The organism is Variovorax sp. GW823-FHT04F07 (genome assembly GCF_058795995.1).
The window spans coordinates 766,591-792,569 of the sequence record NZ_JBXAIG010000001.1; the positions used below are offsets into that span (position 1 = coordinate 766,591).

25 protein-coding genes are annotated in these 25,979 nt (G+C 66.6%); 23 read left to right on the forward strand and 2 right to left on the reverse strand.

The window, feature by feature from the left end; all coding sequences use genetic code 11:
* The first annotated feature begins 11 nt into the window (after window positions 1-11).
* From frr to AC1RAA_RS03655, 18 genes are all read left to right on the forward strand, one after another.
* Window positions 12-572, forward strand: coding sequence for a ribosome recycling factor (gene frr / locus AC1RAA_RS03570; protein WP_062471609.1), 561 nt, complete (start codon window positions 12-14; stop codon window positions 570-572).
* 8 nt (window positions 573-580) lie between these two features.
* Entirely contained in the window at window positions 581-1,306 is a 726-nt protein-coding gene (gene uppS, locus AC1RAA_RS03575) for a polyprenyl diphosphate synthase (RefSeq protein WP_492726517.1), read from the forward strand.
* A 24-nt stretch (window positions 1,307-1,330) separates the two neighbouring features.
* Window positions 1,331-2,176 carry a phosphatidate cytidylyltransferase gene (locus AC1RAA_RS03580; protein WP_492726520.1) on the forward strand — a complete coding sequence of 282 codons (846 nt, stop codon included), beginning with the start codon at window positions 1,331-1,333 and terminating at the stop codon, window positions 2,174-2,176.
* The gene (gene ispC / locus AC1RAA_RS03585; RefSeq protein WP_492726522.1) at window positions 2,173-3,360 is read left to right on the forward strand and encodes a 1-deoxy-D-xylulose-5-phosphate reductoisomerase; all 1,188 of its coding nucleotides are present in this window, start codon (window positions 2,173-2,175) and stop codon (window positions 3,358-3,360) included. Before AC1RAA_RS03580 ends, ispC begins: the two co-directional genes overlap by 4 nt.
* Before the next feature lie 24 nt (window positions 3,361-3,384).
* Entirely contained in the window at window positions 3,385-4,758 is a 1,374-nt protein-coding gene (rseP, locus tag AC1RAA_RS03590) for an RIP metalloprotease RseP (protein ID WP_492726524.1), read from the forward strand.
* A 38-nt stretch (window positions 4,759-4,796) separates the two neighbouring features.
* The gene (bamA, locus tag AC1RAA_RS03595) at window positions 4,797-7,229 is read left to right on the forward strand and encodes an outer membrane protein assembly factor BamA (protein WP_492726526.1); all 2,433 of its coding nucleotides are present in this window, start codon (window positions 4,797-4,799) and stop codon (window positions 7,227-7,229) included.
* Window positions 7,230-7,775, forward strand: coding sequence for an OmpH/Skp family outer membrane protein (locus AC1RAA_RS03600; protein WP_070060531.1), 546 nt, complete (start codon window positions 7,230-7,232; stop codon window positions 7,773-7,775).
* Window positions 7,776-7,789: 14 nt separating this feature from the next.
* Entirely contained in the window at window positions 7,790-8,767 is a 978-nt protein-coding gene (gene lpxD / locus AC1RAA_RS03605; protein WP_492726528.1) for a UDP-3-O-(3-hydroxymyristoyl)glucosamine N-acyltransferase, read from the forward strand.
* 23 nt (window positions 8,768-8,790) lie between these two features.
* Window positions 8,791-9,246 (forward strand): 3-hydroxyacyl-ACP dehydratase FabZ, encoded by a 456-nt coding sequence (gene fabZ, locus AC1RAA_RS03610; protein ID WP_056582588.1) that lies wholly within the window; start codon window positions 8,791-8,793, stop codon window positions 9,244-9,246.
* A 25-nt stretch (window positions 9,247-9,271) separates the two neighbouring features.
* A complete protein-coding gene (gene lpxA / locus AC1RAA_RS03615) occupies window positions 9,272-10,060 on the forward strand; it encodes an acyl-ACP--UDP-N-acetylglucosamine O-acyltransferase (RefSeq protein ID WP_492726530.1) in 789 nt (262 codons plus the stop codon).
* A 10-nt stretch (window positions 10,061-10,070) separates the two neighbouring features.
* On the forward strand, window positions 10,071-11,219 hold the full coding sequence (gene lpxB / locus AC1RAA_RS03620) for a lipid-A-disaccharide synthase (protein WP_492726532.1): 1,149 nt from the start codon (window positions 10,071-10,073) through the stop codon (window positions 11,217-11,219).
* Complete coding sequence (gene rnhB, locus AC1RAA_RS03625; protein WP_492726534.1) at window positions 11,191-11,922, forward strand: ribonuclease HII; 732 nt, start codon at window positions 11,191-11,193, stop codon at window positions 11,920-11,922. Before lpxB ends, rnhB begins: the two co-directional genes overlap by 29 nt.
* Before the next feature lie 7 nt (window positions 11,923-11,929).
* Complete coding sequence (locus AC1RAA_RS03630; RefSeq protein ID WP_492726536.1) at window positions 11,930-12,715, forward strand: TrmH family RNA methyltransferase; 786 nt, start codon at window positions 11,930-11,932, stop codon at window positions 12,713-12,715.
* Window positions 12,716-12,857: 142 nt separating this feature from the next.
* Entirely contained in the window at window positions 12,858-14,042 is a 1,185-nt protein-coding gene (gene carA, locus AC1RAA_RS03635; RefSeq protein WP_062471578.1) for a glutamine-hydrolyzing carbamoyl-phosphate synthase small subunit, read from the forward strand.
* Window positions 14,035-17,283: a carbamoyl-phosphate synthase large subunit gene (gene carB, locus AC1RAA_RS03640; protein WP_062471576.1), complete on the forward strand. Its 3,249-nt coding sequence runs from the start codon at window positions 14,035-14,037 to the stop codon at window positions 17,281-17,283. The genes carA and carB overlap by 8 nt, the downstream gene beginning before the upstream one ends.
* A 12-nt stretch (window positions 17,284-17,295) precedes the next feature.
* Window positions 17,296-18,165 carry a Kdo hydroxylase KdoO gene (kdoO, locus tag AC1RAA_RS03645; protein WP_492726539.1) on the forward strand — a complete coding sequence of 290 codons (870 nt, stop codon included), beginning with the start codon at window positions 17,296-17,298 and terminating at the stop codon, window positions 18,163-18,165.
* 66 nt (window positions 18,166-18,231) lie between these two features.
* Window positions 18,232-18,708 carry a transcription elongation factor GreA gene (gene greA / locus AC1RAA_RS03650; protein ID WP_056518766.1) on the forward strand — a complete coding sequence of 159 codons (477 nt, stop codon included), beginning with the start codon at window positions 18,232-18,234 and terminating at the stop codon, window positions 18,706-18,708.
* A 5-nt stretch (window positions 18,709-18,713) separates the two neighbouring features.
* Window positions 18,714-19,136 (forward strand): DUF4149 domain-containing protein, encoded by a 423-nt coding sequence (locus AC1RAA_RS03655; RefSeq protein ID WP_159271914.1) that lies wholly within the window; start codon window positions 18,714-18,716, stop codon window positions 19,134-19,136.
* A gap of 34 nt (window positions 19,137-19,170) precedes the next feature.
* On the opposite strand, the gene AC1RAA_RS03660 is transcribed toward AC1RAA_RS03655, so the two are convergent.
* The gene (locus AC1RAA_RS03660; protein ID WP_167395020.1) at window positions 19,171-19,890 is read right to left on the reverse strand and encodes a glycosyltransferase; all 720 of its coding nucleotides are present in this window, start codon (window positions 19,888-19,890) and stop codon (window positions 19,171-19,173) included.
* Between the two features lie 41 nt (window positions 19,891-19,931).
* On the reverse strand, window positions 19,932-20,411 hold the full coding sequence (locus tag AC1RAA_RS03665) for a YhbY family RNA-binding protein (RefSeq protein ID WP_062471564.1): 480 nt from the start codon (window positions 20,409-20,411) through the stop codon (window positions 19,932-19,934).
* Between the two features lie 33 nt (window positions 20,412-20,444).
* Here AC1RAA_RS03665 and AC1RAA_RS03670 point away from each other — a divergent pair, with 33 nt between their 5' ends.
* The 5 genes from AC1RAA_RS03670 to AC1RAA_RS03690 all read left to right on the forward strand — a co-directional run bounded on the left by AC1RAA_RS03670 (window position 20,445) and on the right by AC1RAA_RS03690 (window position 25,949).
* Window positions 20,445-21,113, forward strand: a complete 669-nt coding sequence (locus tag AC1RAA_RS03670) for an RlmE family RNA methyltransferase (protein WP_095947720.1) — start codon at window positions 20,445-20,447, stop codon at window positions 21,111-21,113.
* Between the two features lie 166 nt (window positions 21,114-21,279).
* Window positions 21,280-23,196, forward strand: coding sequence for an ATP-dependent zinc metalloprotease FtsH (ftsH, locus tag AC1RAA_RS03675; RefSeq protein WP_062471558.1), 1,917 nt, complete (start codon window positions 21,280-21,282; stop codon window positions 23,194-23,196).
* Window positions 23,197-23,311: 115 nt separating this feature from the next.
* Window positions 23,312-24,124, forward strand: coding sequence for a dihydropteroate synthase (gene folP, locus AC1RAA_RS03680; protein WP_307693724.1), 813 nt, complete (start codon window positions 23,312-23,314; stop codon window positions 24,122-24,124).
* Window positions 24,121-25,458 (forward strand): phosphoglucosamine mutase, encoded by a 1,338-nt coding sequence (gene glmM, locus AC1RAA_RS03685; RefSeq protein ID WP_492726542.1) that lies wholly within the window; start codon window positions 24,121-24,123, stop codon window positions 25,456-25,458. Before folP ends, glmM begins: the two co-directional genes overlap by 4 nt.
* Window positions 25,455-25,949, forward strand: coding sequence for a GNAT family N-acetyltransferase (locus tag AC1RAA_RS03690; RefSeq protein ID WP_159271911.1), 495 nt, complete (start codon window positions 25,455-25,457; stop codon window positions 25,947-25,949). Before glmM ends, AC1RAA_RS03690 begins: the two co-directional genes overlap by 4 nt.
* The last annotated feature ends 30 nt before the right edge of the window (window positions 25,950-25,979 follow it).

Genomic DNA, 25,979 nt, shown 5'->3' on the forward strand with positions numbered 1-25,979 from the left:
GAGTAATTGAGATGACCATTGCAGACATTCGCAGTGCGACCGACGCGAAGATGAACCAGTCGCTCGCCGCCTTCCAGAACAACCTCACCAAGATCCGCACGGGTCGCGCCAACTCGGCGCTGCTCGACTCGATCCACGTCGAGTACTACGGCTCGCAGGTGCCGCTGAGCCAGGTGGCCAACGTGTCGGTGCTCGACTCGCGCACCATCAGCGTCCAGCCCTGGGAAAAGGGCATGGGCGCCAAGATCGAGAAGGCCATCCGCGAAAGCGACCTGGGCCTGAACCCTGCGTCGATGGGCGACCTGATCCGCGTGCCGCTGCCCGCCATGAGCGAAGAGCGCCGCAAGGAAATGACCAAGCTGGTCCGCAACGAAGGCGAAAGCGCCAAGATCGCCACGCGCAACCTGCGCCGTGACGCGAACGAAGCGGTCAAGAAGCTCGTGAAGGACAAGCTGGCCTCGGAAGACGACCAGAAGCGCGCTGAAGGCGACATCCAGAAGGTCACCGACAAGCACATCGCGGAAATCGACCGTCTGGTCGCCGCGAAAGAAGCGGAGATCATGGCCGTTTGAGGCTCCGCATGGCCTCCTCGCCGCAGACGACGTCCCCTCCGCACCACGTTGCCATCGTCATGGATGGCAACGGCCGGTGGGCCACCAAGCGCTTCCTGCCTCGCGTGGCGGGGCACAAGCAGGGCGTGGAGTCGCTGCGGCGCTGCGTCAAGGCCTGCGCCGACCGTGGCGTGGGCGTGCTCACCGTGTTCGCGTTCTCCTCGGAGAACTGGAGCCGTCCCCCTGAAGAAGTCTCCGGGCTGATGCAGCTGATGGTCGGGGCACTCGCACGCGAAGTGCCGCGGCTCAACGCCGATGGCGTGCGGCTGCACTTTGTGGGTGAACGCGCCGGTCTGTCCGACAAGATGGTGGCCGGCCTGGTGTCGGCCGAGCAGACCACGGCCCACAACTCACGGCTGATTCTCAACATCTGCTTCAACTACGGCGGGCGCTGGGACATCGCACGCGCCGCGGCCAAGCTCGCCGAGCAGGGCCTGCCCATGACCGAGATGAACCTCGATCGCGCCATGGCGCTGGCCCACGTGCCCGACCCCGACCTGTTCATCCGTACGGGTGGCGAGCAGCGGCTGTCGAATTTCCTGCTTTGGCAGAGTGCCTACGCCGAGCTGTTCTTCAGCGACAAGCTGTGGCCCGAGTTCGACGAGGCTGCGCTGGACGAGGCCATTGCCGCGTTCCAGGGTCGCGAGCGTCGCTTCGGCCAGACCTCGGCGCAGGTCTCGGCTTCCGCGGCCTGACAACGGCCCGACACCACCTTCCGCATGCTCAAACAACGCATCCTCACGGCGATCGTGCTGCTCGCGATCCTGCTGCCGGCGCTGTTCTACCGAAACCACATTCCCTTCGCCTGCGTGATGCTGGTGCTGATCGGCGCCGCCGCGTGGGAGTGGGGGCGCCTGAACGGCTATGGGCAGGGCATGTCGCTGTTCCTGGGCGCCGAGATGGTGGCGCTGTGCGGGCTGTCGTGGTGGCTGGGGCTGCTGGAGCAGCGCCTGTTCGTCATGTGGTCCCTGGCCAGTGCGGCCTGGGTGCTCGGCGGCGCGGCGTTGCTGCGCGTCGCGGTGCCCGGCTGGCCGCGCATTCCGCGCGGGCTGCGGCTGGTGGGCGGCCTGCTGGCGCTGTGGGTCGCATGGCTCGCGGCGGTGCAGGCGCGCATGGTCGGCATCAACTTCCTGCTGTCGATTCTGGTGCTGGTCTGGGTGGCGGACGTGTTCGCCTATTTCGCCGGCCGCGCCTTCGGCCTGAAGTTCACGCGCGCCAAGCTGGCGCCCGCCATCAGCCCCGGCAAGAGCTGGGAAGGTGTCTGGGGCGGCATGGCCGGCGTCATCGTGCTGGCGTTCGCCTGGGTCTGGGCTGACAAGAGCCTGGGCGCCACGGTGCCCAGCCTCTACACCCGCCTGCATGAGCGCGGCTGGTGGCTGCTGTTGATCGGGGCGGTGTTCCTGGCGGCGATGAGCGTCGTCGGCGACCTCGTCGAATCGTTGATCAAGCGCAGCGCCGGCGCCAAGGACAGCAGCCGGCTGCTGCCCGGCCACGGCGGCGTGCTCGACCGCGTGGATGCCCTCTTGCCGGCACTTCCCATTGCCATGATGCTGGCTTTCCTGTGAACACTCCCAAACAACGTGTCACGGTGCTCGGCTCGACCGGTTCGGTCGGTGTCAGCACGCTCGACGTCATTGCCCGCCACCCCGAACGCTTCGAGGTGTTTGCGCTCTCGGCGGCCACCAAGGTCGACGAGCTGCTGGCCCAATGCGCGCGCTTCTCGCCGCGCTTCGCCGTCATGGCGAGTGCGCCGCATGCCGCGCTGCTGGCTGAAAAGCTCAAGCAGAACAATCTGCCGACCCGCGTCCTGATGGGCGACGATGCTCTCGAAAAAATAGCGTCGGACGACGAAGTCGATGCCGTGATGGCCGCCATCGTCGGTGCCGCCGGCCTGGCGCCGTGCCTGGCCGCCGCGCGCGCCGGCAAGCGCCTGCTGCTGGCCAACAAGGAGGCCCTGGTCGTCGGCGGCGAGCTGTTCATGCGCACGGTGCAGGAGGGCGGCGCCACGCTGCTGCCCATCGACAGCGAGCATTCGGCCATTTTCCAGTCGCTGCCCGAAGACCCGTCCACCTGGCCGCGCCGCATCGACAAGATCATCCTCACGGCCTCGGGCGGCCCGTTCCGCACCCGGGCACCCGACACGCTGGGCGCCGTGACGCCCGAGCAGGCCTGTGCGCACCCGAACTGGGTCATGGGCCGCAAGATCTCGGTCGACTCGGCCACGATGATGAACAAGGCGCTCGAGGTGATCGAGGCGCGACACCTGTTCGGCGTGTCGCCGGAGCAGATCGAGGTCGTCATCCACCCGCAGAGCGTGGTGCATTCGATGGTGCAGTTCACCGATGCCTCGGTCATCGCCCAACTCGGCACGCCCGACATGCGCGTGCCGATCGCGGTCGGGCTGGCCTGGCCGGAGCGCGTCGAGAGCGGGGCGGCACGGCTCGATTTCCGCCAGATGGGCTCGCTGACCTTCGATGCGCCCGATCCTGCGTTGTTCCCCGGCCTGGGCTTGGCGTGGCAGGCCTTGCGCGCTGCTTCCGGCACCACGGCGGTGCTGAACGCGGCCAACGAGGTGGCGGTGGCCGCCTTTCTCGACCGGCGCCTGCGTTTCGATCGCATTCATGCGGTCAACCTGGAAACTTTGGAGGCGGTCATGCCCTCCAAGCCGGCATCGCTGGCCGACCTGCTGGCGCTCGACGCCAGCGCCCGCGAGGCGGCGAATGCCGCCGCGGCACGTTTCGCGGCCTGATTCCCTACAGCGCAGAGGACCCCGATGCTCACCGTCATAGCTTTTGTGGTCGCTCTCGGCGTCCTCATCGCGGTCCATGAATACGGCCACTACCGCGTGGCCGTGGCCTGCGGCGTCAAGGTGGAGCGCTTCTCGGTCGGCTTCGGCAAGGCCCTCCTGCGCTGGCAGCCCAAGCGCCAGCATCCGGGGCAGCAGACCGAGTTCGTGATCGGTGCTTTTCCCTTCGGCGGCTACGTCAAGATGCTCGACGAGCGCGAAGGTCCCGTGGCGCCCGAAGAGCGGCACCGCGCCTTCAACACCCAGCCGCTGCGCTCGCGCGCGGCCATCGTGGCCGCCGGTCCGATCGCCAACCTGCTGCTGGCGGTCGTTCTGTACACGGCGGTCAACTGGATCGGCGTCGACGAGCCCGTGGCCAAGCTGGCCCGGCCCGTGGCGGCGTCGCTGGCCGAGGCGGCCGGCCTGCGCGGCGGCGAACACATCACCCAGGCCGGTTTCGACGGCGACCTGTCACCGGTCCAGTCCTTCGAAGACCTGCGCTGGCGCATGACGCGCGGCGCGCTCGACGGCCGCGACCTCACGCTCGAAGTGGCGGGTGAGGGCGGTCGCCCCGGCCGTCAACTGGTCCTGCCGCTGAGCCGCATGGAGGCCAAGGACGCCGATCCGCAGATGTTCCGCAAGATCGGCGTGGTCGCACCGCTGACCCGCCCCGAGATCGGCGAGGTCATGGCGGGCAGTGCGGCCGAGCGTTCGGGCCTGCGCAATGGCGACCTGGTTCTTACCATCGGCGACACCCCCATCCTCGACGGGCAGCAGCTGCGCGAAGTCATCCGAGCCTCGGTCGATGCCGCCGGGCAGGCGCGCACGCAGACCTGGCAGCTCCAGCGCGGCGGCCAGCCGCTCTCGCTCGAGGTCAAGCCGGAAGTGCGCGAAGAGGGCGCAGTCAAGGTCGCGCGCATCGGCGCCTACGTCGGCGCGCCGCCCGAGATGGTCACGGTGCGCCAGGGCGTCATCGACGGCGCCTGGCGTGGCGTGGTGCGCACCTGGGAGGTGTCCGCGCTCACGGTTCGCATGATGGGCAAGATGCTGATCGGTGAGGCCTCGATCAAGAACCTGAGCGGTCCCTTAACAATTGCTGATTACGCCGGCAAGTCCGCCAGCCTCGGTCTGACGCAGTACCTGGTCTTTCTCGCGCTCATCAGCGTGAGCCTCGGGGTGCTCAACCTGATGCCGCTGCCGGTCCTCGATGGGGGGCACCTGATGTATTATCTTTGGGAGGGCCTGACCGGGAAAAGCGTCTCCGACGCCTGGATGGAACGGCTGCAGCGTGGCGGTGTCGCCTTGCTGCTGGTGATGATGTCGGTCGCACTCTTCAACGACGTCACGCGGCTCTTTGGTTAACTTTCTGCCGGCCCTTTCCGTGCCGGCCCAATTCACAGATGAACACAAACTTCAGTCGCTTTCGCCTGCGTAGCGTTGCCGCGGTGGTGGCCAGCACGCTGGCGGCCACGGCCGCTTGGGCCGTCGAGCCTTTCACGGTGCGCGATATCCGCGTCGAAGGCTTGCAACGCGTCGAGGCCGGCACGATCTTCGGGTCGCTGCCCCTGCGTGTGGGCGACACCTACAGCGACGAACGCGGCTCGGCCGCGATCCGCGCGCTGTTCGACCTGGGGTTGTTCAAGGACGTGCGCATCGACGTCAACGGCAACGTGCTGGTGGTGATCGTCGAAGAGCGGCCCACCATCGCCGACGTCGACTTCGTCGGCGCCAAGGAATTCGACAAGGCGGCGCTGCAGAAGGCGCTGCGTGAAATCGGGCTGGCCGACGGTCGCCCGTACGACAAGGCCCTGGCCGACCGCGCGGAGCAGGAGCTCAAGCGCCAGTACGTGAGCCGCAGCCTGTACAACGCGAACGTCGTGACCACCGTCACGCCCATCGAGCGCAACCGCGTGAACCTGACGTTCACCGTGACCGAAGGCGAGTCCGCCCGCATCCGCGAAGTGCACGTGGTCGGCAACAAGGCCTTCAGCGAATCGACGCTGCTGAGCCTGTTCGACCAGGACAGCGGCGGCTTCATGAGCTGGTACACCAAGTCGAACCAGTACTCGCGCGCCAAGCTCAACGCCGACCTCGAGACGCTGAAGAGCTACTACATCACCCGCGGCTACCTCGAGTTCCGCATCGATTCGACCCAGGTCGCCATTTCGCCGGACCGCAAGGACCTGAGCGTCACGGTGAACATCACCGAAGGCGAAAAGTTCGTGGTGGCGGGCATCAAGCTCGACGGCAACTACCTGGGCCGCGACGACGAGTTCAAGTCGCTCATCACGATCAAGCCCGGCGAGCCCTACAACGGCGAGCAGGTCACGGAGACCACCAAGGCCTTCAGCGACTACTTCGGCACCTTCGGCTACGCCTTCGCCCGCGTGCAGGCGCGTCCGGACATCGACCGCGTGAACAACCGCGTCACGCTCACGCTGCAGGCCGAGCCTTCGCGCCGCGTGTACGTGCGCCGCGTGTCGGTCGGCGGCAACAACAAGACGCGCGACGAAGTGATCCGTCGCGAGTTCCGCCAGTTCGAAGCCTCGTGGTACGACGGCGACAAGATCAAGGTCTCGCGCGACCGCGTGGACCGCCTGGGCTTCTTCACCGAAGTGAACGTCGAGACCCAGGAAGTGCCTGGCTCGCCCGACCAGGTCGACCTGACCGTCAACGTGGCCGAAAAGCCCACCGGCACGCTGCAGCTGGGCGCCGGCTACTCGAGCGCGGAAAAGGTCGCGCTGACCTTCGGCATCTCGCAGGAGAACGTGTTCGGCTCGGGCAATTTCCTGGGCGTGCAGGTCAACACCAGCAAGTACAATCGCACGCTGTCGCTGACCACCACCGACCCGTACTTCACGAAGGACGGCATCTCGCGCACGATCAGCGTGTACCACACGACGACGCGCCCGTACTCCACGAACGAAGACGGCGACTACAAGCTGGTGAACCAGGGCGCCTCGATCCGTTTCGGCGTGCCGTTCAGCGAACTCGACACCGTCTTCTTCGGCGTCGGCCTGGAGCGTTATGCGTTCGACCCGAACCGCTCGGCGCTCGCCGGCCTCACCACGCCGCAGTCGTACCTCAACTACTTCCAGTGCGCGAAAGACGCGAGCGGCTGGTTCGTCACGGGTTGCGACCAGAAGAGCGTCTGGGGTGTGCCGCTGACCGTGGGCTGGGGCCGCGATAGCCGCGACAGCGCGCTGGTCCCGACCACCGGTCGCCTGCAGCGCGCCAACCTCGAGCTGGGCGTGGGCGGGGACATGAAGTACTTGAAGACCAGCTACCAGTACCAGCAGTTCTTCGCGATCAACAAGCAGTACACCTTCGCCATCAACGGCGAAGTGGGTTATGCCAAGGCCTTCGGTGGCAAGGTCTACCCGATCTTCAAGAACTTCTACGCCGGTGGCCTGGGTTCGATCCGTGGTTTCGAGCAGAACTCGCTGGGCCCGCGCGACCAGCCGCTGCTCGGCCAGACCGAAGGCGCGGCACTGGGCGGTACCAAGAAGGCCATCTTCAACGCCGAGCTGAGCACGCCGTTCCCCGGCGCCGGCAACGACCGCACGCTGCGCCTGTACGGCTTCTTCGACGTCGGTAACGTGTTCGGCTCCCGTGCACCCAACGTGACGGACGAGCAATGGAAGGCCCAGAAGAAGCTGCGCGCCTCGGTCGGCCTGGGCATCAGCTGGATCTCGCCGCTGGGCCCGCTGCGCCTGGCCTACGCCTTCCCCGTCAAGTCCCAGAAGGAAGTGACGGATCCGAGCACCGGGTTCGTCGTGATCCCGAAGGATAGAATTCAGCGCCTCCAATTCCAGATCGGAACGTCTTTCTAAATGAAGCATTTGATTCGCGCCGCCGCCGGCGCGTTCCTGATTCCCGCTTTTGCCCTCATGGCTGCGCCCGCGCAGGCCCAGGAAAGCTTTCGCATCGGTTTCGTGAACCCCGACCGTGTGCTGCGCGAAGCGCAGCCGGCCAAGACCGCGCAAGCCAAGCTCGAGGCTGAATTCCTCAAGCGCGAAAAGGACCTGACCGTGCAGGGCGATGCGCTGAAGACGGCCTCGGAGAAGTTCGAGCGCGAGGCACCGACCCTGTCGGAAAGCCAGCGCGTCTCGCGCCAGCGTTCGCTGGTCGACCAGGACCGCGACTTCCAGCGCAAGCGCCGCGAGTTCCAGGAAGACCTGAACGCGCGCAAGAACGAAGAGCTCCAGCAGGTCTACGAGCGCGCCAACCGCGTGGTCAAGCAGGTCGCCGAAGCCGAAAAGTACGACGCCATCCTCCAGGAAGCGATCTACATCAACCCGAAGCACGACATCACCGACAAGGTGATCAAGGCGCTCAACGCGTCGGTCGGCTCCTCTGCGCCTGCGGCCGGCAAGTAACGCCGCGAACCGGCGTGTCGCTGCAGCTCGAAGCCATCGTTGACGCCCTCGGGGGCGAGCTTCATGGAGATGCCACGCTGTCCATCGAGCGGCTCGCGCCGCTTCAGAATGCACAGCCCGATGCGCTCAGCTTCCTGAGCCATCCCAAATACCAGCAGGAACTGGCCGCCTCCAAGGCGGCCTGTGTCATCGTGTCGCCCGCCATGCGCGAGGCCGCCGCGGCGCGTGGCGCCTACATCGTCACGCCCGATCCGTACTACTACTTTGCGCGCCTGACGCAGCTGTGGAAAGCGCACCATGCGCGCCCGGAAGCCGATCGCATCCATCCCTCCGCCGTGATCCATCCCGAAGCCCATGTCGACGCCACTGCGCGCATCGGTGCGCTGTGCGTGGTGGAGCGGGGCGCGCGCATCGGTGCGGGCACCGTGCTGAAGTCGCGCGTCACGGTCAGCGAAGACTGCACCATTGGCGAGCGCTGCCTGCTGCACCCCGGTGTGGTGATCGGGGCCGACGGCTTCGGCCTTGCGCCGCACCAGGGCGCCTGGGTCAAGATTGAGCAGCTGGGCGCGGTGCGCATCGGCAACGACGTCGAGATCGGCGCCAACACCTGCATCGACCGCGGCGCGCTCGACGACACCGTGATCGAAGACGGCGTGAAGCTCGACAACCTGATCCAGATCGGCCACAACGTGCGCGTCGGCAAGCACACGGCGATGGCGGGCTGCGTCGGCGTGGCCGGCAGCGCCACCATCGGCGCCCACTGCACCTTTGGCGGCGGTGCCATCGTGCTGGGCCACCTCACGGTGGCCGACGGCGTGCATGTGTCGGCGGCGACCGTGGTGACACGCTCCATCCGCAAGGCCGGCCAGTACACCGGCATGTTTCCGATCGATGACAATGCGAACTGGGAAAAGAATGCGGCAACACTCAAGCAGTTGCACAGCCTGCGCGAACGACTGAAGGCGCTGGAAAAAGCCCCCTCGAAACAATGACGACGATGCAGGAACAGAACACCATGACGGACACGACGCTCGATATCCACCAAATTCTCAAGTTGCTGCCGCATCGCTACCCGTTTCTCCTGGTGGACCGGGTGTTGAGCATGGAAAAGGGCAAGCGCATCACGGCCCTCAAGAACGTGACGATGAACGAGCCTTTCTTCAACGGCCACTTCCCGCACCGTCCGGTGATGCCGGGCGTGCTGATGCTCGAAGCCATGGCGCAGGCCGCGGCGCTGCTGTCGTTCCGCTCGCTGGACATCGTGCCCGACGACAACACGGTCTACTACTTTGCGGCCATCGACGGCGCGCGCTTCAAGCGCCCCGTGGAGCCGGGCGACCAGCTCACGCTGGAAGTCGAGATCGAGCGCATGAAGGCCGGCATCTCGAAGTTCAAGGGCCGTGCGCTCGTGGGCAGCGAACTGGCGTGCGAAGCCTCGCTGATGTGCGCCATGCGCCAGATCAACAGCTGATCCGGCTCATCGTCTCTTGCAAGGCATGACCCAGGTTCATTCGACCGCGATCGTCGACCCGAAGGCCCAGCTCGACGCCTCGGTGTCGGTCGGTCCCTATACCGTGATCGGCCCGCACGTGCGGATCGGCGCGGGCACCACCATCGGCGCGCACTGCGTGATCGAAGGGCGCACCACCATCGGGCGCGACAACAGGATCTTCCAGTTCTCGTCGCTCGGCGCGATCCCGCAAGACAAGAAGTACGCGGGCGAGCCCACCGAGCTGACCATCGGCGACCGCAACGTGATCCGCGAGTTCTGCACCTTCAACCTCGGCGTACCCGGGGCAGGGGGCATCACGCGTGTCGGCAACGACAACTGGATCATGGCGTACACGCACATCGCGCACGACTGCCGGGTCGACAACCACACGACGCTGTCCAACAACACCACGCTGGCTGGGCATGTGCACCTGGCCGACTGGGTCACGATCGGCGGCTTGACGGGCATCCACCAGTTCGTTTCGGTGGGCGCGCACGCCATGGTCGGCTTCGCGAGCGCGATCTCGCAGGACGTGCCACCCTTCATGCTGGTCGACGGCAATCCGCTGGCGGTTCGCGGGTTCAACGTCGTGGGCCTGCGCCGGCGCGATTTCTCGGCGCAGCGGCTCGCGGCGGTCAAGCAGATGCACCGCCTGCTGTATCGCCAGGGCAAGACGCTCGAAGAGGCGCGCGCTGCCATCGCCGAGCTCGCGGCGGAAATGCCTGAGGCCGCCAGCGATGTCGCGCTGATGGAGGCCTTCCTCGCTCATTCAACGCGCGGCATCGCGCGCTGACATGGGCGCGATGAGCACGAACGATCAGCGCCGTTTCGCGCTGGTCGCGGGCGAAGCGTCCGGCGACCTGCTCGCGGGTTTGCTGCTCGACGGCCTCGAGGCCCGCTGGCCTGCCTTGCAGACCGTCGGCATCGGCGGCCCACGCATGCTGGCCCACGGCTTTCAGAGCTGGTGGCCGCAGGAAAAGCTGGCCGTACGCGGCTACATCGAGGTGCTTCGGCACTACGCCGAGATCGCTGGCATCCGCCGCCAGCTCAAGGCCCGGCTGCTGCGCGAGCGCCCCGAGCTGTTCATCGGCGTGGATGCGCCCGATTTCAATCTCGACCTCGAAGCCGGCCTGCGCCGCGAGGGCATCAAGACCGTTCATTTCGTCTGCCCCTCGATCTGGGCCTGGCGCGCCGACCGCATCGACAAGATCCGGGCTGCCGCCGATCATGTGTTGTGCATCTTCCCGTTCGAGCCCGAACTGCTCGAAAAGCAGGGTGTCGCCGGGAGCTACGTGGGGCATCCGGTGGCCAACGTGATCCCGATGACGCCCGACCGCGCGGCCGCCCGCGTCGCGCTGGGGCTGGACCCCGAGGCGCAAGTCGTTGCGCTGCTGCCCGGGAGCCGCCGCTCCGAAATCCGCTACCTTGCCGCCCGCTTCTTCGCAGCTGCGGCGCTGATGCAGAAGGCCAAGCCGAAGCTGCAGTTCATCGCACCGATCCTGCCGGGGCTGCGCACCGAGGTCGAAGGCCTGCTGCAGGCTGCCGGCATGGCGGGGCGGGTGACGCTGCTCCATGGCCAGTCGCACGCTGCGCTCGCCGCCTGCGATGTCACGCTGATCGCCAGCGGCACCGCCACGCTCGAGGCGGCGCTGTTCAAGCGGCCGATGGTCATCGCCTACAACATGAACGGGCTCTCGTGGCGCCTGATGCAGCGCAAGCAGCTGCAGCCCTGGGTGGGATTGCCGAACATCCTGTGCCGCGAGTTCGTGGTGCCCGAACTGCTGCAGGAAGCCGCCTCGCCCGAGGCGCTGGCACAGGCCACGCTCGAATGGCTCGACGCGCCCGCGAAGACGCAGGCGCTGCAACAAAGATTTTCCGCGCTGCATGTGCAATTGCAGCGCGACACGCCCACACTGTGCGCCGATGCGATCCAGAAAGTTCTTGAAGGCTGAGCAGGCCCCGCTGGTGTGGGACGCGCCCGGCCTGATGGCGGGCGTCGACGAGGCAGGGCGCGGGCCGCTGGCCGGCCCCGTGGTGGCCGCAGCCGTGATCCTGGACGACCTGCGCCCGATCCGCGGCCTGGCCGACTCCAAGACGCTCACGGCCCTGCAGCGCGAACGCCTGCACGACCAGATCCTGGCCAAGGCGCTGTGCTGCTCCATCGCCCAGGCCTCGGTCGAGGAGATCGACAGCCTCAACATCCTGCAGGCCACCATGCTCGCGATGCGTCGCGCGGTCGAAGGCCTGCGGCTGAAACCGGTCAAGGTGCTGGTGGACGGCAACCGGCTGCCCCGGCTCGACGTGCTGGCCGAGGCCATCGTCAAGGGCGACGCGCGGGTCAAGGCGATCTCGGCCGCGTCCATCCTGGCCAAGGTGCACCGCGACCGGCTCTGCACGCAACTGCACGACGAATTTCCGCACTACGGCTTCGCCGGCCACAAGGGCTACGGCACGCGCGAGCACCTCGAGGCGCTCCAGCGCCACGGGGCCTGTGTGCATCACCGTCGGTCGTTCAGCCCGGTGGCGGCGGCGCTGGCGCGCACGGCCGCTGCGACTTCGGGCGTCACCGTTGTGACCGGCGAGGTGCCAGCGACCCTCGTGATCGGCGCCGCCGAAAACCAGAGCGCACGCCTCGATCCGCGCGCCGCCCCCTGAGCCTGCCATGACCACCGACACCGGCCCGAGCCACATCAGCTCGCGCGACAACCCCTTGCTCAAGGACCTGCGCAAGCTCGCGCAGGACCCGGGTGCCTACCGCAAGCTCGGCCGCCTCTGGCTCGAGGGCGATCACCTGTGCCGCGCGGCGCTGGCGCGCGGCGTCAAGCCGGCGGTGGCAGTGTTCTCGGAGGCGTTCTGGCCTTCGGCGCCCGCCGAATGGGTGCAGAGTGCTATCAAAACGGTAGTGGTTGCCGACGACCTGTTGCGTGCGGTCAGCGGCCTGGAGTCGCCGGCACCGATGGGCTTCGTGCTCGACCTGCCGGCGCGACCCGAGATCCTGCCCGATGCCCTGACCGTGGTGCTCGACCGCCTGCAGGACGCCGGCAATGCCGGCTCCATCCTGCGCAGCGCGGCAGCTTTCGGCTTCACCCAGGTGATCGCGCTCAAGGGCACGGCCGCGCTGTGGGCGCCGAAGGTGCTGCGCGCCGGCATGGGGGCCCACTTCGGCCTGCGGCTGGTCGAAGGCGTGGACATCGACGCGCTCGATGCGCTGCGGGTGCCGCTGGTGGCCACCAGCTCGCACCGGGGTGAATGGCTGCACAAGGCCGATCTGCCGCACCCCTGCGCCTGGCTGATGGGCCACGAGGGGCAGGGCGTTTCGGCCGCGCTGGAGGCTCGGGCCGCCCACCACATCCGCATCGCGCAACCGGGCGGCGAGGAGTCGCTCAACGTGGCGGCGGCCGCCGCCATCTGCCTGCACGCAAGCGGAGCAGCCCTGCAGGCCAAATAACACACCCAGTCCGGGCTACAATCGGGGGCTTACTCGCAAATCAGCGTCGCCCGGCCGCCTTCAACGCCAAAATCCCCTTAAGCAGCAGTCCGCAGGCAACGCGCCTGGGGCTCCGGGCGACCGTAACCATCCGGAGAACCCAGTGCTTTTGTCTCTCAAGGGAAGTTTCCCGCCCGCCATCCTGGCGCTCGCAGACGGCACGGTCTTTCTCGGCAACTCGATCGGAGCCGCCGGCTCCACGACCGGTGAAGTGGTGTTCAACACCGCGATGACCGGTTACCAGGAAATCCTCACCGACCCCAGCTACTGCCAGCAGATCGTCACCCTGACGTATCCGCACATCGGCAACTATGGTGTCAACGGCGAGGACATCGAGGCCGACAAGATCCATGCCGCAGGCCTGATCATCAAGGACCTGCCCCTCGTCGCTTCCAACTTCCGCAAGACCGCCACGCTGACCGAGTACCTCGTGTCCGGCAACACGGTGGCCATTGCGAACATCGACACCCGCAAGCTCACGCGCCACCTGCGCACCCACGGCGCGCAGAACGGCTGCATCCTGGGCCTGGCCGCGGGCGAGACCGTGACGCAGGCGCTGATCGACAAGGCCATCGCCGCCGCCAAGGCCGCGCCCAGCATGGCTGGCCTCGACCTGGCCAAGGTGGTGTCGGTCAAGCAGACCTACGAATGGACCGAGACCGAGTGGAAGCTCGGCGCGGGCTACGGCGTGCAGATCACGCCGCAGTTCCACGTGGTCGCGTTCGACTACGGCGTCAAGAAGAACATCTTGCGCATGATCGCGCAGCGCGGCGCGCGCATCACCGTGGTGCCGGCGCAGACGCCCGCGGCCGACGTGCTCAAGCTCAAGCCGGATGGCATCTTCCTGGCCAACGGCCCTGGCGACCCGCAGCCCTGCGACTACGCCATCAGCGCGGTCAAGGAACTGATCGAGACCGGCATTCCCACCTTCGGCATCTGCCTGGGCCACCAGATCATGGCGCTCGCCTCGGGCGCCAAGACCTTCAAGATGAAGTTCGGCCACCACGGTGCGAACCATCCGGTGAAGGACCTGGACAACGGCCGCGTGAGCATCACCAGCCAGAACCACGGCTTCGCGGTCGACGAGAAGTCGCTGCCGGCCAACCTGCGTCCCACTCACATCAGCCTGTTCGACAACACGCTGCAGGGCCTGGCGCGCACCGACAAGCCCGCGTTCTGCTTCCAGGGCCACCCCGAAGCCTCGCCGGGCCCGCACGACATCGGCTACCTGTTCGATCGCTTCACGGCACTCATGGAAAAGCACAAGACGGAGCACAAGAATGCCTAAGCGCACCGACCTCAAATCGATCCTCATCATCGGCGCTGGCCCGATCATCATCGGCCAGGCCTGCGAGTTCGACTACTCCGGCGTGCAGGCCTGCAAGGCGCTGCGCGAAGAGGGCTACAAGGTCATCCTGATCAACAGCAACCCCGCGACGATCATGACCGACCCGGCCACGGCCGACGTCACCTACATCGAGCCCATCACCTGGCAGACGGTTGAAAAAATCATCGCCAAGGAACGCCCCGACGCGATTCTGCCGACCATGGGCGGCCAGACCGCGCTGAACTGCGCGCTCGACCTGTGGCGCAACGGCGTGCTCGACAAGTACACCGGCACGGCCACGAACCGCCCGATCGAGCTGATCGGCGCCACGCCTGAAGCCATCGACAAGGCCGAAGACCGCCTGAAGTTCAAGGACGCGATGACCAAGATCGGCCTGGGCTCGGCGCGTTCGGGCATCGCCCACACGCTCGACGAGGCGTGGGCCGTGCAGAAGACGGTCGGCTTCCCGGTCGTCATCCGCCCCAGCTTCACGCTGGGCGGCACCGGCGGCGGCATCGCCTACAACCCGGAAGAGTTCGAGACCATCTGCAAGCGCGGCATCGAAGCCTCGCCAACCAACGAGCTGCTGATCGAAGAATCGCTGCTCGGCTGGAAAGAGTACGAGATGGAAGTCGTGCGCGACAAGGCCGACAACTGCATCATCGTCTGCTCGATCGAAAACCTCGACCCGATGGGCGTGCACACCGGCGACTCGATCACCGTGGCCCCCGCGCAGACGCTGTCCGACAAGGAATACCAGATCCTGCGCAACGCCTCGCTGGCCGTGCTGCGCGAGATCGGCGTGGACACCGGCGGCTCGAACGTGCAGTTCTCCATCAACCCGAAGGACGGCCGCATGGTCGTCATCGAGATGAACCCGCGCGTGTCGCGCTCCTCGGCGCTGGCCTCCAAGGCCACGGGCTTCCCGATCGCCAAGGTCGCGGCTAAGCTGGCTGTGGGCTACACGCTCGACGAGCTGCGCAACGAGATCACCGGCGGCGCCACGCCTGCGTCGTTCGAACCGTCGATCGACTACGTGGTCACCAAGATCCCGCGTTTCGCTTTCGAAAAATTCCCGCAGGCCGACTCGCGCCTCACGACGCAGATGAAGTCGGTGGGCGAGGTGATGGCCATGGGCCGCACCTTCCAGGAATCGTTCCAGAAGGCCCTGCGCGGCCTCGAAGTGGGCGTGGACGGCCTGAACGAGAAGACGCAAGACCGCGAAGTGCTCGAAAAGGAACTGGGCGAGCCCGGTCCCGAGCGCATCTGGTATGTGGGCGACGCCTTCGCCATGGGCCTGAGCGTTGATGAAGTGTTCGCGCTGACCAAGATCGACCCGTGGTTCCTGGTGCAGATCGAAGAGATCGTGAAGATCGAGCTCGAGCTGGAAACCAAGTCGCTCGACGACATCGACAAGGACACGCTGCTCGCGCTCAAGAAGAAGGGCTTCTCCGACCGGCGCCTGGCCAAGCAACTCAAGACCACCGACACGGCCATCCGTGAGAAGCGCCGCGCCCTGGGCGTGCGTCCGGTCTACAAGCGCGTGGACACCTGCGCGGCCGAGTTCGCGACCAACACCGCCTACATGTACTCGACCTACGAGGACGAGTGCGAGGCCGACCCGACCGACAAGAAGAAGATCATGGTGCTCGGCGGCGGTCCCAACCGCATCGGCCAGGGCATCGAGTTCGACTACTGCTGTGTGCACGCCGCGCTCGCCATGCGCGAAGACGGCTACGAGACCATCATGGTCAACTGCAACCCCGAGACCGTGTCGACCGACTACGACACCTCGGACCGCCTGTACTTCGAGCCGCTCACGCTCGAAGACGTGCTCGAGATCGTCGACAAGGAAAAGCCGCTCGGCGTGATCGTGCAGTACGGCGGCCAGACGCCGTTGAAGCTCGCGCTCGACCTCGAAGCCAATGGCGTGCCGATCATCGGCACTTCGCCCGACATGATCGACGCGGCCGAAGACCGTGAGCGCTTCCAGAAGCTGCTGCACGAGTTGGGCCTGCGTCAGCCGCCGAACGCCACCGCGCGCACCGAACCCGAAGCGCTCGAAAAGGCTGCGGCCCTGGGCTACCCGCTGGTGGTGCGCCCGAGCTACGTGCTCGGCGGCCGTGCGATGGAAATCGTGCACGAGCAGCGCGACCTCGAGCGCTACATGCGCGAGGCCGTGAAGGTCAGCAATGACTCGCCGGTGTTGCTCGACCGCTTCCTGAACGACGCCGTCGAATGCGACGTCGACTGCATCCGTGACGCCGAAGGCGGCACGCTGATCGGCGGCGTGATGGAACACATCGAACAGGCCGGCGTGCACTCGGGCGACTCCGCCTGCTCGCTGCCGCCCTACAGCCTGAACGCCGACACGGTGGCCGAGCTGAAGCGCCAGAGCGCTGCCATGGCCGCTGCGCTGAACGTGGTCGGCCTGATGAACGTGCAGTTCGCCATCCAGCAGAAGGACGGCAAGGACGTCATCTACGTGCTCGAAGTGAACCCGCGTGCCTCGCGCACCGTGCCTTACGTGAGCAAGGCCACGGGCATCCAGCTGGCCAAGGTGGCGGCACGCTGCATGGCCGGCCAGTCGCTCGCGTCGCAGGGCGTGACCAAGGAAGTGACGCCGCCGTACTTCAGCGTGAAGGAGGCCGTGTTCCCGTTCGTCAAGTTCCCGGGCGTGGACACCATCCTCGGCCCCGAGATGAAGTCGACCGGCGAAGTCATGGGCGTGGGCAAGACCTTCGGCGAAGCCTTCGTGAAGTCGCAGCTGGGCGCGGGCACGTTGCTGCCCAAGTCGGGCAAGGCCTTCATCTCGGTGAAGAACAACGACAAGGCGCGCGCCGTCGAAGTGGCGCGCGGCCTGGCCAAGCTGGGCTTCGAGCTGGTCGCCACCAAGGGCACCGCCGCGGCCATCAGCGCCGCCGGCATCGCCTGCGAAACGGTCAACAAGGTGACCGAAGGCCGCCCGCACATCGTGGACATGATCAAGAACAACGAGATTGCCTTGGTCATCAACACGGTGGAAGAGCGCCGCAACGCGATCACCGACTCGCGCCAGATCCGCACCTCGGCACTGCTGGCGCGCGTGACCACCTTCACCACGATCTTCGGCGCCGAAGCCGCGGTCGAAGGCATGGGCTTCATGGACGAGCTGGGCGTGATCTCGGTGCAGGAGATGCACGCGCAGCTGGCCGCTGCCTGACCGGGCATCGCCATGGAAACGCAGCTGGTCGAACTGGGCCTGACTGACTGGAGCGCGGCCACGCCCAACGAGGCGTGGATCGCGGAACTGGAAGCCGGCAAGGTGCTGTACTTCCCGCGGCTGGGCTTCGAGCTGCTGCCTGAAGAGCGCAGTCTGCTGACGTCCAGCCTGCTGTCGCCCGACGTGCGCAACATCAGCCTCGATGCCCACGGCAAGCTCAAGGGCGCCGTCGGTGACGAGGCGGTGCAGCGCGCCACGGCGGCGATGGTGAAGCGTTTTCGCACGCAGGCGCAGCAGCTCATCCATGGGCTGCTGCCGCACTACACGCCGGCCTTGCGCCTGGCGCCGACCAGCTACCGGCCGGCCCAGGTCGAGACGCGCGTGCAGTCGTGGCGCGCCGACGACCGGCGCCTGCACGTCGATGCATTCCCGTCGCGTCCCAACTACGGCGAGCGCATCCTGCGCGTGTTCACCAACGTCAACCCCGACGGCGCACCGCGCGTGTGGCGCGTGGGCGAGCCTTTCGAGGACATCGCCAAGCGCTTCCTGCCGCGGGCCAAGCCCTATGTGCGCTGGCAGGCCAAGCTGCTGCAGGCGCTGCACGTCACCAAGTCGTTCCGGAGCGAGTACGACCACCTGATGCTGCAGCTGCACGACGGCATGAAGTCGGACATGGCGTACCAGGAAAACTCGCCGCAGGAAACGGCGAAATTCCCGCCGGGTTCGGTGTGGGTGTGCTTCTCGGACCAGACCTCGCACGCCGTGATGGCGGGCCAGTACATGCTCGAGCAGACCCTTCATCTGGCCGCATCGAAGCAATACAATCCCGAATCGAGCCCGCTCGCCATCCTGAGCCGGCTGACCGGACGCACACTCGTCTGATCAATTCCCTCAATCGACCGCCGAACGGCAGCGTTCGGCGGTTTCGCTTTATGGAGAACCAACAACATGGCCACCATTCCGATCACCAAGCGCGGCGCTGAAAAACTGCGCGCCGAACTGCACCAGCTCAAGACGGTCGACCGTCCCTGGGTCATCAACGCCATTTCCGAGGCGCGTGCCCAGGGCGACCTGAGCGAAAACGCCGAATACGAAGTCGCCAAGGACCGCCAGGGCTTCATCGAAGGGCGCATCCAGGAAGTCGAAGGCAAGCTCTCGGCCGCGCAGATCATCGACCCGAGCGAGCTCGATGCCGGCGGCAAGGTGGTGTTCGGCTCGACCGTCGAACTCGAAGAAGAAGAGTCGGGCGATGCCGTCAAGTACCAGATCGTGGGCGAAGACGAAGCCGACCTGAAGCTCGGCCTGATCAACATCTCCAGCCCGATCGCACGCGCGCTGATCGGCAAGGAAGAGGGCGACACGGCCGAAGTGCAGGCGCCGGGTGGCCTCAAGCGCTACGAGATCGTGGCGGTCCGCTACCTCTGAGTCGGATGAAAGACCGCGTCGCGCTGATGCTGGCGGCCCTCTGGTGGGGCAGTCTCAGCACCATCGGTTTCCTGGTGGTGCCGATGCTCTTCGCCCGGCTCGGCAACCCGGCGGTGGCGGGCAATTTCGCGGCCCAGCTGTTCGAGGCGCAAAGCTGGATCGCCATCGGCTGCGGGCTGATCCTGCTGATCCATTTCCGCCAGAAGGCCGATGATGGCATGACCAAGCCGGTGTTGACGGCCATCTTCCTGGTGCTGGCGGCGCTGCTGCTGGCGCTGTTGCAGCAGTACGCCGTGGCGCCGCGCATCGTGGCGCGCGACAACCTCAAGCTGTGGCACGCCGTGGGCACGGGCATGTATTTCGTTCAGTGGGTGTGCGCCGGCACGTTGCTGTGGCGCATGGGCGGCGCCGTTCGGGCGCCACGCTGAACCGGGGCGGCGACACGCATCGCCGCCTCCGGCTTTACTCTTTCCAGTGCTTGGCGACCCAGCTCGCCGGCCGGATGTAGCGGAAGGCGCGGTTGCGCCGTCCCGCCAACGCATCGGGCGGGTTGCACTCGCCGTGGAACACCATCACACGGGCGCCTTCGGGCACGAAGGGCTCTTCCCAGTAGTTGGTCGGCCAGGTCGGGATGCCGTGGTACTTGAAGCTCGGGCACCAGGCCGCCGGCCAGTAGGCCAGCTTGCCCTGCTTGTGCAGCACGTCCGACAGGTAGGCCTGTTCGTTGCGGTATTCGGCCTGCACCTTGTCCATGTTGGCGCGGAAGTACGCCAGCACGTCGGCATGGGCGCCCAGCTCGAAGCGGTAGACCGATGAATTGCCCGTGATCCGCTCGCGCCGCCAGGGGCGGGCGTAGTCGTGAATGATCAGGAATTCGCCGGGTTGCTCGAAGAAGGCGTCCAGGCTGCCGACGATCACCACGTCGACGTCCAGGAAGAGGGCGGTGCCGCGCAGGCCGTGCAGGTCCTGCTCGAAGGTCGTGAGCTTCTTCCAGGCGCCGTCACGCTGGCCCGGGGCCAGCTGGAGGTTGAGCGGCGGAATCGGCAGGCACGTCACTTCGGGGCGGATGCCGTTGCCATCGTCGGTCAGGCAAACGAACTTGAAGTCGCCGCTGAGGTGGCGGCGCACCATGGCGTAGAGCCGGTTGACGTACTCGGGGCCGTACTTGGTGCCCCACTTCATGCAGAGGATATGGCGCTGGGCGCCTTGCGCTGCCACCAAGTTCAGTCCGCCTGGTTGCGTTTCTTGGCCGACAGCGGGCGCTTGGCCTTGGCGCGCTTGATGGTGCCGCCAGGGGTGAGGCGCTGGTTGCCGAGCACGCGCAGGGTCTTGATTTCGGGGCGCTGGCCGCCACGCTTGCTGTACTTGACGATCTTGACGTCGCGCGGGCCGGGCATGCGGTCTTCGTCGATGACGCGCTCTTTTTCGGGCTTCGGACGCCACAGCACGAGCAGCTTGCCGATGTGCTGGATTGGGGCGGCGTCGAGCTCGTCGGCGAGCTCCTGGAGCATGGCGTCGCGGGCGAGGCGGTCGTCGGAGAAGACGCGCACCTTGATCAGGCCATGGGCCTTCAAGGCCGCGTCGGCCTCCTTTTTCACGGCAGGGGTGAGCCCGTCTCCACCGACCATGACGATCGGATCCAGGTGGTGAGCTTCGGCGCGGTGCACCTTGCGCTCGGCAGGGGTAAGTTGAATGGCGGGCATCCCCGTATTATCGACGCGTACACGAACACCCTCATGAGCACTAAAGCCAAAAGCAAAAAAGTCAACAAGGCGTGGCTTCACGACCACATCAACGACCCCTACGTGAAGCTCGCGACCAGAGAGGGCTACCGCGCCCGCGCGGCTTACAAGCTCAAGGAAATCGACGAGTCGCTCGGGCTGGTCAAGCCCGGCCAGCTGGTGGTCGACCTCGGCTCGACCCCGGGCGCCTGGAGCCAGTACCTGCGGCGGCGCATGTCGCCCGGCGGGGCGGCGGTCGGCGATCTCAACGGCACCATCATTTCGCTCGACCTGCTGCCGATGGAGCCGATCGAGGGCGTGACCTTCCTGCAGGGCGATTTCCGCGAAGACGCGCTGCTGGCGCAGCTCCTCGCGGTGCTGGACGGCCGCAAGGCCGACCTGGTGGTGTCCGACATGGCACCCAACCTGTCGGGCATCCACTCGGCGGACGCCGCCCGGGTGGCGCACCTGATCGAGCTGGCCATCGACTTCGCCCAGCACCACATGAAGCCCGAAGGGGCATTGGTGGCCAAGGTCTTCCACGGCAGCGGGTACGACGAATTGGTCAAGATGTTCAAGGCCAATTTCCGCGTCGTGAAGCCGCTCAAGCCCAAGGCATCGCGCGACAAATCGGCCGAGACCTTCCTCATCGGCAGGGGATTGAAGGCGCTCGATACGCATTGATACCTTGCCGTGGGGTGCCCTCCAGGGGCGCAAACCCTTGTCAGCCTATGGCTGCTATAGGGAAATGTCCGCTTTTCGCAGCTTGAAAAGCCTAAAATGGGGCGCAATTGCGTACCCTCAGCGCGTATTTCATATTCCCGTCACGCGCTTTCGACTGGAGCTTCGTTTGAACAATCAGTGGTTTTCCAAAGTTGCCGTATGGCTCGTCATTGCCATGGTGTTGTTCACTGTGTTCAAGCAGTTCGACACCCGCGGTGGCGTCGGCTCGGGAACGGTGAGCTATTCCGAGTTCCTGGACCAGGTCCGCAACAACCAGATCAAGAGCGCCATCATTCCTGAAGGCGCCGGCGGCGGCGAGATCGTCGCTGTCACCAACGACGATCGCAAGATCCGCACGACCGCCACGGTCCTCGACCGCGGCCTCGTGGGCGACCTGATCGACCACAACGTCAAGTTCGACGTCAAGCCGCGCGAAGAGGGCTCGCTCCTCATGACCCTGCTGGTCAGCTGGGGCCCGATGCTGCTGCTGATCGGCGTGTGGATCTACTTCATGCGCCAGATGCAGGGCGGCGGCAAGGGCGGGGCGTTCAGCTTCGGCAAGAGCAAGGCCCGCATGATGGACGAGAACAACAACACGGTCACTTTCGCCGACGTCGCAGGCTGCGACGAGGCCAAGGAAGAAGTCCGTGAAGTCGTCGACTTCCTCAAAGACCCGCAACGCTTCCAGAAGCTCGGCGGTCGCATTCCGCGCGGCCTGCTGCTGGTCGGCCCTCCGGGCACCGGCAAGACGCTGCTGGCCAAGTCGATCGCCGGCGAAGCCAAGGTGCCGTTCTTCTCGATCTCGGGTTCCGACTTCGTTGAAATGTTCGTCGGCGTGGGTGCGGCCCGCGTGCGCGACATGTTCGAGAACGCCAAGAAGAACGCGCCCTGCATCATCTTCATCGACGAAATCGATGCGGTGGGTCGCCAGCGCGGCGCCGGTCTCGGCGGCGGCAATGACGAGCGCGAGCAGACCCTCAACCAGATGCTGGTCGAGATGGACGGCTTCGAAACCAACCTCGGCGTGATCGTGGTGGCTGCCACCAACCGCCCCGACATCCTCGACGCCGCGCTGCTGCGTCCGGGCCGTTTCGACCGTCAGGTGTACGTCACGCTGCCCGACATCCGCGGCCGCGAGCAGATCCTGGCCGTCCACATGCGCAAGGTCCCGCTGGGCCAGGACGTGAACCCGAGCGTCATCGCCCGCGGCACGCCCGGCATGTCGGGTGCCGACCTGGCCAACCTGTGCAACGAAGCCGCCCTGATGGCCGCCCGCCGCAATGCGCGCGTGGTCGAGATGCAGGACTTCGAGAAGGCCAAGGACAAGATCTTCATGGGCCCCGAGCGCAAGAGCATGGTCATGCCCGAGGAAGAGCGCCGCAACACGGCCTACCACGAGTCCGGCCACGCCCTCATCGGCAAGCTGCTGCCCAAGTGCGACCCGGTCCACAAGGTCACGATCATTCCGCGTGGCCGCGCCCTCGGCGTGACCATGAGCCTGCCGTCGCAGGACCGCTACAGCTACGACCGCGAGTACATGCTGAACCAGATCAGCATGCTGTTCGGTGGCCGCATCGCCGAAGAAGTGTTCATGCACCAGATGACCACCGGCGCCAGCAACGACTTCGAGCGCGCGACCTCCATCGCCCGTGACATGGTCACGCGCTACGGCATGACCGACGCGCTGGGCCCGATGGTCTATGCCGAGAACGAAGGCGAAGTGTTCCTGGGCCGCTCGGTCACCAAGACCACGAACATGAGCGAACAGACCATGGAAAAGGTCGACGGCGAGGTGCGCCGCATCATCGACGAGCAGTACGCCCTGGCGCGCCGCCTGATCGAAGAGAACAGCGACAAGATGCACGCCATGGCCAAGGCGCTGCTCGAATGGGAAACCATCGACAGCGAACAGCTCGACGACATCATGGCCGGCCGCGCACCGCGCCCGCCCAAGGACTGGACGCCGCGCATCCCGCCTTCGGGCAGCGGCGGCAGTGGTGGCACGCCGGCCGTCAATCCTGACCCGGCGCCGACCGCCGCTTGAGGTGAGCTTGAAATCAAGCAACAACGGGGCCCCTGGCCCCGTTTTCCATGGTGAGCCAGATGCTGCGGTTTGGCAGACCTCGCGTTTCAGGATTGACCTCGCGCAGCCGCGCGTGATGGGCATCGTCAACGTCACGCCCGATTCCTTCTCCGACGGCGGCGCGCACGCGTCGACCGAGACTGCGCTGAAGCACTGCGAGCAACTGCTGAAGGAGGGCGCCGACATCCTCGACATCGGCGGCGAATCGACCCGCCCCGGCAGTCCCGCCGTGCCGCTGGACGCCGAGCTGGCGCGCGTGCTGCCCGTGGTGCGCGAGGCCGTGAAGCTGAACGTGCCGCTGTCGATCGACACCTACAAGCCCGAGGTGATGCGCGCCGTGCTCGACCTGGGCGCGGACATCGTCAACGACATCTGGGCCCTGCGCCAACCCGGCGCGCGCGATGCCGTGGCGGCGCACCCGACCTGCGGCATCTGCCTGATGCACATGCACCGCGACCCGCAGACCATGCAGACGCTGCCGATGCAGGGCGACGTGATTCCCGAGGTGCTGGCTTTCTGGGACGCGCAACTGGCGCCCCTGACAGCGCTGGGCATCGACCCCGCGCGCATCACGCTCGATCCGGGCGTCGGTTTCGGCAAGAGCGTGGCGCAGAACTTCGCGCTCCTCGGTCGGCAGCGGGAATTGTTGGCAACCGGTTACCCCTTGTTGCTAGGTTGGTCCCGCAAGTCCTCCATCGGGGCCGTCACCGGCATCGACAATGCATCCGGGCGTACCGTGCCCAGCGTGGCAGCCGCCGTGCTGGCCGTGGACCGGGGTGCGGCGGTCGTGCGGGTGCACGACGTTCGCGACACCGTCGCCGCCCTCGCCGTATGGCGTGCCATGCGCGCGGAAGCACCGCAAGAACACCTTCAAAGAGCAACAACATGACCCGTAAGTATTTCGGCACCGACGGCATCCGCGGCACGGTCGGCCAATCGCCCATCACCCCCGATTTCGTGCTGCGCCTCGCGCACGCCGTGGGCCGCGTCCTCAAGAAAACCCAGGCCCGTCCCACGGTGCTGATCGGCAAGGACACCCGCATCTCGGGCTACATGCTCGAGTCGGCGCTCGAGTCGGGCTTCAACTCCGCCGGCGTCGACGTGGTGCTGCTCGGCCCGCTGCCCACGCCGGGCGTGGCCTACCTCACGCGCGCCCAGCGCGCCAGCCTGGGTGTGGTGATCAGCGCCAGCCACAACGCCTTTCCCGACAACGGCATCAAGTTCTTCAGCGCGCAGGGCACCAAGCTCGACGACGCCTGGGAGCTGGCTGTCGAGGCCGCGCTCGAAGAGGAACCCGTCTGGGTGGATTCGGCCAACCTGGGCAAGGCCCGCCGCCTCAACGACGCGGACGGCCGCTACATCGAGTTCTGCAAAAGCACCTTCGCCAACGACCTGTCGCTGCGCGGCATGAAGCTGGTGGTCGATGCCGCCCACGGCGCGGCCTACCAGGTGGCGCCGAACGTGTTCCACGAACTGGGCGCGGACGTCACCAGCATCGGCTGTGCGCCCGACGGGCTCAACATCAACAAGGGTTTCGGTGCCACGCATCCCGAGGCATTGGTTGCCACGGTGACGGCGCAGAAGGCGGACTACGGCATTGCGCTGGACGGCGACGCCGACCGGCTGCAGCTGGTCGACGCCAGCGGCCGCCTGTTCAACGGCGACGAGCTGCTGTACCTGATGGTGGCCGAGCGCATCGCGCGCGGCGAGAAGCCGGCGGGCGTGGTCGGCACGCTCATGACCAACAAGGCCGTCGAGATGGCCCTGCGCGCACAAGACATCGAGTTCGTGCGCGCCAAGGTCGGCGACCGCTACGTGCTCGAAGAACTCGACAAGCGCGGCTGGCTGCTCGGCGGCGAGGGCTCGGGCCACCTGCTGGCACTTGACCGCCACACCACGGGCGACGGCATCGTCAGTGCGCTGCAGGTGCTGCAGGCCTGCGTGCGCAGCGGCAAGACGGTGGCGCAGCTGCTCGAAGGCGTGACGCTGTTCCCGCAGACGCTGATCAACGTGCGCCTCACACCCGACCAGGACTGGAAGAGCAACGCAGCGCTCGCCAGCGAAACGAAGCGCATCGAAGCCGAGCTGGGCGATGCGGGCCGCGTGCTGATCCGTGCGAGTGGCACCGAGCCGCTGGTGCGCGTGATGGTCGAGGCGCGCGATCCGAAGCAGTCGCAGTCCTGCGCCGAGCGCCTCGCGGCCACGCTCAAGCCTGCCGCATGACGACGGCGGGCCGCATCGAAATCCGCCTGGCCGACTACCGCGATCCGCTGCAGGCGGCGGCCGTGGTCGAGCTGCTCGACAGCTACGCGCGCGACCCGGCCGGTGGCGGCACGCCGTTGCCCGCGTCGGTGCGCGAGGGCCTGCCTGCCGCGCTGGCGGCGCGGCCGCAGGCGTTCAGCGTGCTCGCCTACGACGGCGACACGCCCGTGGGTCTCATCAACTGCATCGAAGGCTTTTCGACCTTCGCCTGCCAACCGCTGGTCAATGTGCATGACGTGGTCGTGCGCGCCAGCCACCGCGGCCAGCGCGTGGCGCAGCAGATGTTCGTGCAGGTCGAGCAGGAAGCCCGGCGTCGCGGCGCCTGCAAGCTCACGCTCGAGGTGCTGTCGGGCAATGCGCCCGCGCTGCGCAGCTACGAGCGCGAAGGCTTCGTCAGCTACCAGCTCGATCCGGAATTCGGCCACGCCGTCTTCCTGCAGAAGAAGCTCTGACCGAACCAGGCCAATGAAAATGCCGCCGAC

Excerpts from the sequence above, each read along its gene's own strand:
- frr (WP_062471609.1), top strand. The coding sequence starts at position 12 with ATGACCATTGCAGACATTCGCAGTGCGACCGACGCGAAGATGAACCAG.
- uppS (WP_492726517.1), top strand. The coding sequence starts at position 581 with ATGGCCTCCTCGCCGCAGACGACGTCCCCTCCGCACCACGTTGCCATC.
- AC1RAA_RS03580 (WP_492726520.1), top strand. The coding sequence starts at position 1,331 with ATGCTCAAACAACGCATCCTCACGGCGATCGTGCTGCTCGCGATCCTG.
- rseP (WP_492726524.1), top strand. The coding sequence starts at position 3,385 with ATGCTCACCGTCATAGCTTTTGTGGTCGCTCTCGGCGTCCTCATCGCG.
- bamA (WP_492726526.1), top strand. The coding sequence starts at position 4,797 with ATGAACACAAACTTCAGTCGCTTTCGCCTGCGTAGCGTTGCCGCGGTG.
- AC1RAA_RS03600 (WP_070060531.1), top strand. The coding sequence starts at position 7,230 with ATGAAGCATTTGATTCGCGCCGCCGCCGGCGCGTTCCTGATTCCCGCT.
- fabZ (WP_056582588.1), top strand. The coding sequence starts at position 8,791 with ATGACGGACACGACGCTCGATATCCACCAAATTCTCAAGTTGCTGCCG.
- lpxA (WP_492726530.1), top strand. The coding sequence starts at position 9,272 with ATGACCCAGGTTCATTCGACCGCGATCGTCGACCCGAAGGCCCAGCTC.
- lpxB (WP_492726532.1), top strand. The coding sequence starts at position 10,071 with ATGAGCACGAACGATCAGCGCCGTTTCGCGCTGGTCGCGGGCGAAGCG.
- rnhB (WP_492726534.1), top strand. The coding sequence starts at position 11,191 with ATGCGATCCAGAAAGTTCTTGAAGGCTGAGCAGGCCCCGCTGGTGTGG.
- AC1RAA_RS03630 (WP_492726536.1), top strand. The coding sequence starts at position 11,930 with ATGACCACCGACACCGGCCCGAGCCACATCAGCTCGCGCGACAACCCC.
- carB (WP_062471576.1), top strand. The coding sequence starts at position 14,035 with ATGCCTAAGCGCACCGACCTCAAATCGATCCTCATCATCGGCGCTGGC.
- kdoO (WP_492726539.1), top strand. The coding sequence starts at position 17,296 with ATGGAAACGCAGCTGGTCGAACTGGGCCTGACTGACTGGAGCGCGGCC.
- greA (WP_056518766.1), top strand. The coding sequence starts at position 18,232 with ATGGCCACCATTCCGATCACCAAGCGCGGCGCTGAAAAACTGCGCGCC.
- AC1RAA_RS03655 (WP_159271914.1), top strand. The coding sequence starts at position 18,714 with ATGAAAGACCGCGTCGCGCTGATGCTGGCGGCCCTCTGGTGGGGCAGT.
- AC1RAA_RS03660 (WP_167395020.1), bottom strand. The coding sequence starts at position 19,890 with ATGAAGTGGGGCACCAAGTACGGCCCCGAGTACGTCAACCGGCTCTAC.
- AC1RAA_RS03665 (WP_062471564.1), bottom strand. The coding sequence starts at position 20,411 with ATGCCCGCCATTCAACTTACCCCTGCCGAGCGCAAGGTGCACCGCGCC.
- AC1RAA_RS03670 (WP_095947720.1), top strand. The coding sequence starts at position 20,445 with ATGAGCACTAAAGCCAAAAGCAAAAAAGTCAACAAGGCGTGGCTTCAC.
- folP (WP_307693724.1), top strand. The coding sequence starts at position 23,312 with ATGGGCATCGTCAACGTCACGCCCGATTCCTTCTCCGACGGCGGCGCG.
- glmM (WP_492726542.1), top strand. The coding sequence starts at position 24,121 with ATGACCCGTAAGTATTTCGGCACCGACGGCATCCGCGGCACGGTCGGC.
- AC1RAA_RS03690 (WP_159271911.1), top strand. The coding sequence starts at position 25,455 with ATGACGACGGCGGGCCGCATCGAAATCCGCCTGGCCGACTACCGCGAT.